This window comes from Aliterella sp. E5.1, assembly GCF_057473825.1.
The window spans coordinates 23,789-30,271 of sequence record NZ_JBYCCV010000046.1; the positions used below are offsets into that span (position 1 = coordinate 23,789).

At 42.2% G+C, this 6,483-nt stretch carries 11 protein-coding genes and 1 pseudogene; 4 read left to right on the top strand and 8 right to left on the bottom strand.

All coding sequences use genetic code 11. The annotated features are described in order from the left end of the window. The first annotated feature begins 243 nt into the window (after positions 1 to 243). Positions 244 to 1,617: a cytochrome P450 gene (locus tag AC2VE5_RS15160; RefSeq protein WP_486888573.1), complete on the top strand. Its 1,374-nt coding sequence runs from the start codon at positions 244 to 246 to the stop codon at positions 1,615 to 1,617. A gap of 38 nt (positions 1,618 to 1,655) precedes the next feature. Here AC2VE5_RS15160 and AC2VE5_RS15165 read toward each other — a convergent pair whose 3' ends face one another. From AC2VE5_RS15165 to AC2VE5_RS15200, 8 genes and pseudogenes are all read right to left on the bottom strand, one after another. Then, positions 1,656 to 2,087 (bottom strand): nucleoside deaminase, encoded by a 432-nt coding sequence (locus AC2VE5_RS15165; protein WP_486888574.1) that lies wholly within the window; start codon positions 2,085 to 2,087, stop codon positions 1,656 to 1,658. 98 nt (positions 2,088 to 2,185) lie between these two features. Next, positions 2,186 to 2,347, bottom strand: a complete 162-nt coding sequence (locus AC2VE5_RS15170; RefSeq protein WP_486888575.1) for a hypothetical protein — start codon at positions 2,345 to 2,347, stop codon at positions 2,186 to 2,188. A 54-nt stretch (positions 2,348 to 2,401) separates the two neighbouring features. Further along, positions 2,402 to 2,473, bottom strand: a pseudogene (locus tag AC2VE5_RS15175) (hypothetical protein); the annotation flags it as partial. Between the two features lie 83 nt (positions 2,474 to 2,556). Further along, positions 2,557 to 3,033: an Rpn family recombination-promoting nuclease/putative transposase gene (locus AC2VE5_RS15180; RefSeq protein WP_486888576.1), complete on the bottom strand. Its 477-nt coding sequence runs from the start codon at positions 3,031 to 3,033 to the stop codon at positions 2,557 to 2,559. Beyond that, positions 3,005 to 3,262, bottom strand: coding sequence for a hypothetical protein (locus AC2VE5_RS15185; RefSeq protein WP_486888577.1), 258 nt, complete (start codon positions 3,260 to 3,262; stop codon positions 3,005 to 3,007). The genes AC2VE5_RS15180 and AC2VE5_RS15185 overlap by 29 nt, the downstream gene beginning before the upstream one ends. Before the next feature lie 205 nt (positions 3,263 to 3,467). Further along, positions 3,468 to 4,652: a M20 family metallopeptidase gene (locus tag AC2VE5_RS15190; protein ID WP_486888578.1), complete on the bottom strand. Its 1,185-nt coding sequence runs from the start codon at positions 4,650 to 4,652 to the stop codon at positions 3,468 to 3,470. 67 nt (positions 4,653 to 4,719) lie between these two features. Further along, positions 4,720 to 5,169 carry a DUF732 domain-containing protein gene (locus tag AC2VE5_RS15195; protein ID WP_486888579.1) on the bottom strand — a complete coding sequence of 150 codons (450 nt, stop codon included), beginning with the start codon at positions 5,167 to 5,169 and terminating at the stop codon, positions 4,720 to 4,722. Between the two features lie 84 nt (positions 5,170 to 5,253). After that, positions 5,254 to 5,736: a pentapeptide repeat-containing protein gene (locus tag AC2VE5_RS15200; RefSeq protein WP_486888580.1), complete on the bottom strand. Its 483-nt coding sequence runs from the start codon at positions 5,734 to 5,736 to the stop codon at positions 5,254 to 5,256. A 142-nt stretch (positions 5,737 to 5,878) separates the two neighbouring features. Here AC2VE5_RS15200 and AC2VE5_RS15205 point away from each other — a divergent pair, with 142 nt between their 5' ends. The 3 genes from AC2VE5_RS15205 to AC2VE5_RS15215 form a co-directional block, all read left to right on the top strand. Next, a complete protein-coding gene (locus AC2VE5_RS15205) occupies positions 5,879 to 6,190 on the top strand; it encodes an urease subunit beta (RefSeq protein WP_486888581.1) in 312 nt (103 codons plus the stop codon). A 54-nt stretch (positions 6,191 to 6,244) separates the two neighbouring features. Beyond that, on the top strand, positions 6,245 to 6,406 hold the full coding sequence (locus AC2VE5_RS15210; protein WP_486888582.1) for a hypothetical protein: 162 nt from the start codon (positions 6,245 to 6,247) through the stop codon (positions 6,404 to 6,406). Continuing rightward, positions 6,387 to 6,483, top strand: a 97-nt coding sequence (locus AC2VE5_RS15215) for an IS1/IS1595 family N-terminal zinc-binding domain-containing protein (protein WP_486886923.1), incomplete at its 3' end; no start/stop codon positions are given. The genes AC2VE5_RS15210 and AC2VE5_RS15215, both read left to right, overlap by 20 nt.

Consider the following 6,483-nt stretch of genomic DNA (forward strand, 5'->3'; position numbering starts at 1 on the left):
CAACGGACTATTGTCCGCCGCGCCCTAACCACCTGCTTTTAACAAGCATTTAGTTAGATCAATACAATCTCATAATACGATGTTTATTCAACAAAAGTCAAGAGTTTTATTAATAAGAATTACTTAATTGTAAGAGGCATTTGATAAGCAAAGAAATGGAATTAATAAAGTGAATTAAAATAAAAAACTACAGCAATTATCTAACTAAGTAGATATCAACCTAAAAATTTAAACATAAAAACCATGGCAATTCCAGACGGTCCAAGTAATTCAATTTTAGCTCGTAGAATAAACACAATTAAGTGGATTTTTAATCCTTTTAAAGTGCTTGAAGAACGGGTCGCAAAGTATGGAGAAAGTTTTACAATTTCCAAAAATATATCGCCTTTAGTCGTATATTTCACCAATCCCCAGGCAATTGAGCAAATTTTTACCGCCAACTCAGAGTTATTTGATACAAATAGCGCTAATGATATATTGTTGCCACTGCTAGGTGAACACTCAATGATTTTATTAGGGGGTGCAAAGCATCAACGCCAGCGAAAATTGTTAATGCCTCCTTTTCATGGCGATCGCTTACGCACGTACGGGCAGTTAATTCATAACATTACCAATCGGGTAATAAGTCAGTGGCAAGTAGGCAAGCCCTTTGCAGTGCGTTCATCCATGCAAGAAATCTCATTGCAAGTGATTCTTAACGCAGTTTTTGGCATTCATGAAGGAGAAAGATTTGATGAGCTTAGGAAAGTATTAACAACTATGTTAGATTCGGTTGGTTCTCCAGTAAGTTCGTTATTGCTGTTTTTTACTTCCTTGCAAAAAGACTGGGGTGCTTGGAGTCCTTGGGGGCGCTTTTTGCGTCTCAAACAGCAAATTGATAGCATCCTCATAGCTGAAATTAGAGAAAGAAGACAGCAAAACGATCCTAATCGCGATGACATTCTCAGCTTGCTTTTAGCCGCGCGGGATCAGGAAGGGGAAGCAATGACTGATGAGGAATTGCGAGACGAATTAATTACGTTGCTATTTGCCGGACATGAAACTACGGCTTCTGCTTTATCATGGGCGTTATACTGGATTGATTCTTTGCCCGAAGTTAAAGAAAAGCTATTAAACGAACTTAAAACCTCACCTGCGGGTTTCAATCTTAGCGATATTGCACGTTTGCCATATTTGAATGCCGTTTGCTGCGAAACATTGCGAATTTATCCTATTGCCATAACTCCCTTTCCGCGCGTGGTAAAAGTACCGATGGAAATTATGGGCTACCAGCTTGAACCCGGTACGTTGTTATTAATTTCTACTTATCTCACCCACCAGAGAGAAGATATTTATCCCGAACCGAAAAAGTTTAAACCAGAGCGCTTTTTAGAGAGGCAATTTTCACCTTACGAATACTTACCTTTTGGGGGCAGCAACCGTAGATGTATTGGTGCAGCGTTTGCTATGTTTGAGATGAAATTGGCACTGGCGACTATTTTGACTAGCTGCGAATTGAAGTTAGTTAATACTCGTCCAGTTAAACCAACTAGGCGCGGCTTGACTGTCGCACCGCCAGCAAATTTGCAGATGGTAGTTACACAGTTAAAGAAACAAGAAAGTCCTGTTTTAGTTTAAGTGAGTTCATCTCCTAGAGACGTTGCGCCCAAACGTCTCTATTTCCCTATATCTTCATTCCACAATTGGGGATGATTGTAAATAAACTCACTCATCAACTGCTTGCATTCAGCCAAATCTAGATCGATAACTTCTACACCGTGAGATTTCATAAAGTCTTCTGCACCAGGGAAAGTCTGCGATTCTCCAGCTATAACTTTTTTGATGCCAAACTGAACTACCGCACCAGCGCAGAGATAGCAAGGCATTAAGGTTGAATACAAAGTTGTCCCCCGATAAGTGCCAATTCTACCCGCATTCCGCAGACAATCGATCTCTGCATGAGTAACCGGATCTTCATCTTGGACTCGTTTATTGTGTCCTTGTCCGATAATTACCCCATCTTTAACTAGCACCGAACCTATAGGAATACCGCCTTCTTGTAATCCTTGCTTAGCTTCGGCGATCGCGCTCATCATATATTCATCCATACAATGTGCCTGCATATCTTCTGACTACATAGTTGCAGGCTTTGACTGGATAAGACAAGTATAAATTGGAGAAGTTCTAGCAAAAGAAGTCTTTTAACTTACTTTTGTTCTGATGCGGCTTGTCTGACAACTTTAATATCTAAATCTAGTGCTTCTGCTACTTGTTCTAAAGTTAACCCCATTTTCAACAACCGGGGTACTGCTTCTAGTTTTGCTTCTTGATAAACTCTAGTGTTTTTAATCAAGTCTAACCCTAACATTGCTTCTACCTCCTGACGGCTAAGATGAGGAAACTTGTATATTACTATTGTCTCTATAAATTCTAAGATTTGCTGCTGAAGTTGCTCATCTGTTACTTGTTGCCTTGCTTGCGAAATTAGATTTATAGCTTTTGCTGGAGCTTTTTTGTTGCTTTCTACTACTAACTAGACAATTCCCACCCCAAGCGATTGAGTTGCCTCTAGTTCGTCTAAATATACTCTGCGGACGCGATGCTATTTAAAAGAAATTGAAAAGGTACAGGTGGCGCTGATTCAATACTCCGCCGGGGATAAACTACAATCGCCTGCCAATTATGCACAACTTTGTATTGATACAAATACAAGAAAATTTCCGCAAATAGTCGATAGTAGAAGGTTTCATCGGGTTGAAACTGTACTTCAACAAAATAAATTGGCAGATTTGGCTTATCTATGGGTGGCAAAAATAGCCCATCCAAGCGAAAGGCAACTTGTTTTAGTTCGATAGATGTGAATTGATAATCGTCAGCAAGAGAGGTTGATTGACCGATTAATTCAAAAAATATGCTCGGAAATTCTTGAAATAGATAGTAGAAAAGAGTGTCGGTTTTCACAGGCGATCGCACTTCAAGCCCAAAATTGATTTTAGTGTTAAATGCGATCGCACTGTTTATACGTCTATAGTTCCGAAGCGGTATCTGGTGCAACTACTTCTCCACCACCCATTTGCAGTATCATATCTTGCTCGGTAATTAGTTGGCTTAGTTCTTTTACTTGCAAATTCATTTGTTCGCAAGCAGCCTTGAGTTCCCTAGAAAAGGTGTTGAGATCGTCACCATAGCCACATTGTAGCGCTGCTGTTTCAATTCCCTGTTTAGCGTTAGCTCTAGCACAGTCAACTAATTCCGTGCCTTGCAATGGTGTAGATGATGCCATAACCCTAACAACTTTTACTTGATTATTGGTTGCCAATTTAGCAACTTATAACCCCTAGAAACATCCTTCTTGTGGAAGAAGGATGCAGATTCAAACTTTTTTCATTCCCAGAAGTACCAAGCCAACGATGGCAATTACATAGGTAAACCAAGTTCCATTACCATTAATAGATGTAATTCGTTGTCTTGGCTACAGAGTAAGTAAATTATTTGCCATACTGCCAATACTTGTAAGCGCTGTATGCCATCGTCACTACCCCGGTAACAATCGCCGATTCATCCACATCAAATAATGGGTGGTGTAAAGGGTAGTTAAGAGCGCGATCTTTGTAACCCACCCCTAAACGAAACATCGTCCCCGGAGCGTGTTCTAGGTACATAGAGAAGTCTTCCGCCCCCAAAGAGGGTTCTGTAAGTACCAAAACGCGATCGCTCCCAAAGGCTTCCTCCGCCGCCGTCTGTACCAACTGCGACAAAGCTAAATCGTTTTGCACCGATGGTACACCAGGACGATAATTAATGTGATACTGAGCGCCATAAGTATCACAAACGCTAGAAACTATTTTAGTAATCCAATTAGGTAAATTAGCGCGAGTTTCTGGGTGCAGACTCCGCACTGTGCCTAACAATTTTACGCGATCGGCAATTACATTTGGCGCTCTACCGCCGTTAATTTGTCCGATACTCAACACGACTGGGCGCAAGGGGTTCTGGGTGCGACTAATTGCTTGCTGGAGATTGGTAATAACTTGCGAAGCAATCCAAATTGCATCAATGGCTTCGTGGGGTCTAGCACCATGTCCAGACTCCCCAATAATCTCAATTTCTAAGTCATCGGCGGCGGCGGTTAACGCGCCGTAGCGGACACCAATCGTTCCGGCGTTAATGGACGGAAAAACGTGCAAAGACAATATTGCCGTTACTTTATCCATTCCTCCATCGGCAATCATCCAACTCGCACCTTGAGCAATTTCTTCGGCGGGTTGAAATAATAATCGGACATTACCAGGTAATTCGGTGGCTAATTGAGCCAAAATCATTGCCGTACCTAAGCCTACGGTCGTGTGTACGTCGTGTCCGCAAGCGTGCATGATCCCCAGTTCGCGGGAGGCATATTCTAAGCCTGTACGTTCTTCAATGGGCAAAGCATCCATATCTGTACGAATTGCCAACAATCGCGTGTCTGTGCCGTTTCCTTGGACTTCAGCGACAACTCCAGTTTTACCTACCGTCTCAGTGACGCGAACGCCGCTAGAAGATAAAACACCAGCCACAAAAGCAGCAGTTTTGTGTTCTTGGGCGCTTAATTCGGGATGGGTATGGATGTGGCGGCGAATTTCAATTAGGCGAGGAGCTAGTTTTTCTGCCAGGTCTTGAATACGATTTAGCATTAATCAATTAATCGAGTGGCTTACCCCCATCATAAAGAATTGTTAACGGCTAGAAATATATTTTTAGCTATTTAGCCACATTGGGACAGTAATATTTAGTAGCCAAGTTTGTAATAATCTGAGCATTGACTAAACTTGTTTGCTCGACGGTTTCTGTAGTCTGCTTTTGTTGGATTTCATCAAGCGAGAGTCCTGATTTTAAGTCGCTGCACACTTTTTGAGCTTGCAAGCTACTTACTTGAGGTGATTGCTCCACATTAGCCAGCAAGTTATCCCGCACTTCTGCATACTGCATAACATTACGCTTATATTCTGCCAAAAATTCCTCGTCGATATTAACCGGAACTTTTGGGGCAGATTTTTGAGCGCCACACAGGGAACTTTGGGAAAAATCAACAGTATGACCAGACTCGGTAGTTAAAAAACAGGCGTAGTCTGGTTGTTCTTGAGCATAACTAATTCCCGGCAACAGGCAAATAGCCGCAGAAATAATCGCCCTTGCATATTTAAGGTTCATTTTGTAACAGATGATTAAAGTTCTGTAGCTAGTAATCCCCAATTGGACTAAAAACTAACATCCAAAACAAAAATCTTCCATAAACTACCAGTAGCGACGGTCGGAGGTTACTAAACCGCTAGGTGAAGTTGTCAGCCTAAACTTAGAGCCGCGAAAATTAGCATAAGTTGTAGTTGCACCCTTAAAGTTCGCGCCATCTAGATTGGTAGCAAATAGTCCCGCACGAGTAAGGTCGGCATTTTCCAAGGTCGCTGACCGGAGGTTAGCCCCGGTAAAAGTAGTGCTAGTTAAGTTAGCACCAGTGAAATTGGCAGCTTCCAAGTTACTTTCGCTTAAGTCTGCGCCCAAAAGATTAGTTTGAGACAAATTAGCTTGACTCAAATTAGCGTTTCGCAAGTTAGCACCACTAAGATCGAGGTCGTTAAGAGGCGCGCCAGTTAAATCGCACCTCGGACACAAAAGCGTTTGCTTTAGCTGTTCCAAATCTTCCGGGCTATAAGCACTAGCTGGAGCCATCAATCCCAAAGGAGCGATTATAGTAACGATAGAAAGAACACTTATTTTCATCTTTTTGATTGAGCGAGTACAGGTTAACTTTAAAACTTGCTTGGTTAAATTTATCACCTTTATCTCCAGGTTGGCGAGATGCCTTAGGGCTAATAGACGCAGAGCTAATTGGTGGGTTCCGTAAATTACAGAAGGCATAACAATGATTCCCGGAGAAATAATCGTTCAGTCAGGAGAAATTGAACTAAATGCAGGACTTGAAACAATAAAGTTACTTGTAGCAAACTTAGGCGATCGCCCGATTCAAGTTGGCTCTCATTTTCACTTCTATGAAGTCAACGACGCATTAAGTTTTGACCGTGACGTAGCAAAAGGAATGCGCCTTGATATCCCCGCCGGAACCGCCGTCCGTTTTGAGCCAGGAGACGAAAAAGAAGTGACGCTAGTACCCTATACGGGCAGCCGCCAAGTCTACGGATTTAACAATAAAATTAACGGTCAGTTAGATATATAAAAGTTTTCAGTTATAGGAAACAATAGCCATGGAGTGGGATAACGAGCCGCCAGTTTGAATGTGTTGGAGGCGATCGCGCTGACTGCCTATGAAAGGACGACCTATGAAGATAAGTCCGTGCAAGCTGGATTTGGTAGTGCGTCAAATAAACGTGGGATTGGTAGAGTAGAGGGGATCTCTCATCTGCAACTCGTCCATGCAATGCCCTTTGTGTGATCATTCTAAAGCCCATAAACACGGCAAGATGCCCAACGGACATCAACGCTATCTCTGTCCTGTTTGCCAACAGACGT

Excerpts from the sequence above, each read along its gene's own strand:
- AC2VE5_RS15160 (WP_486888573.1), top strand. The coding sequence starts at position 244 with ATGGCAATTCCAGACGGTCCAAGTAATTCAATTTTAGCTCGTAGAATA.
- AC2VE5_RS15190 (WP_486888578.1), bottom strand. The coding sequence starts at position 4,652 with ATGCTAAATCGTATTCAAGACCTGGCAGAAAAACTAGCTCCTCGCCTA.
- AC2VE5_RS15205 (WP_486888581.1), top strand. The coding sequence starts at position 5,879 with ATGATTCCCGGAGAAATAATCGTTCAGTCAGGAGAAATTGAACTAAAT.
- AC2VE5_RS15195 (WP_486888579.1), bottom strand. The coding sequence starts at position 5,169 with ATGAACCTTAAATATGCAAGGGCGATTATTTCTGCGGCTATTTGCCTG.
- AC2VE5_RS15200 (WP_486888580.1), bottom strand. The coding sequence starts at position 5,736 with ATGAAAATAAGTGTTCTTTCTATCGTTACTATAATCGCTCCTTTGGGA.
- AC2VE5_RS15165 (WP_486888574.1), bottom strand. The coding sequence starts at position 2,087 with ATGGATGAATATATGATGAGCGCGATCGCCGAAGCTAAGCAAGGATTA.
- AC2VE5_RS15185 (WP_486888577.1), bottom strand. The coding sequence starts at position 3,262 with ATGGCATCATCTACACCATTGCAAGGCACGGAATTAGTTGACTGTGCT.
- AC2VE5_RS15170 (WP_486888575.1), bottom strand. The coding sequence starts at position 2,347 with ATGTTAGGGTTAGACTTGATTAAAAACACTAGAGTTTATCAAGAAGCA.